Below are 663 nucleotides of genomic sequence, written 5' to 3' on the forward strand. Positions count from 1 at the left end.
GGTCAGGCAGGTCAGGCAGGTCGCCGCGGATGGCTGCGGCCGGTTGTCCGGCGGTGGCAGGCGGGGGGCCGAGTTCCGCCCGGTAGGACACGGACAGGATTCCCGGGGGTGTGCGCAGAAGATGCAGTCGACCACCGTGTGGCGTGGCCAGCTCGACCGCGACCGGGAGCACCCTCCTGTCCATCGTCACGTCGAGCCGCTCGGCACGGACTGCCCGGCCGTTGGCCGCGGCGATGTGGAGGGCGACGTCCGCAGGTTCCCCGACATCGAAGGTGAGGTCGCAACTGACCACTCGCTCGGCCACCCCGCCGCCGGGATGCGCGGACGGTCGGTAACTTTCTGACTGCACGTCGGTCACGGAGGGGACGCCACCCCGGCAGTGCGCAGGATCTCGTCCGTCGAACCGGTCAGCGAGCCGGCGCCGGCCAACCGGAGCACCTCGCGCGCATGCTCGGGTACATGCTCGGGTGCGGTGTCGGGCAGAGTCACCAGCGGCTGGGTGCCCGGCACGGACGGAGTGAAGGACAGCCGGTCGGGAGCACCGCCGTCGTCGTCGAACCGGTCGAGGTCGACGCGGTCGAGAACGGAAAAGGTCTGATGCGCCGTCACGACGGCCACCTCACCCCGACGGTACCCCGCCGGATGGCAACAACCGACTACCAC

Annotated in this window: 1 protein-coding gene and 1 pseudogene; both read right to left on the bottom strand. The window is 70.7% G+C overall.

The window, feature by feature from the left end; translation table 11 throughout:
• Positions 1-358: pseudogene (locus AC5LUJ_RS05090) on the bottom strand (transglutaminase-like domain-containing protein); the annotation flags it as partial.
• Complete coding sequence (locus tag AC5LUJ_RS05095; RefSeq protein WP_250283557.1) at positions 355-609, bottom strand: hypothetical protein; 255 nt, start codon at positions 607-609, stop codon at positions 355-357. The pseudogene AC5LUJ_RS05090 and the gene AC5LUJ_RS05095, both read right to left, overlap by 4 nt.
• Between the last annotated feature and the right edge of the window lie 54 nt (positions 610-663).

This window comes from Protofrankia sp. CiP1_Cm_nod3, from assembly GCF_982290655.1.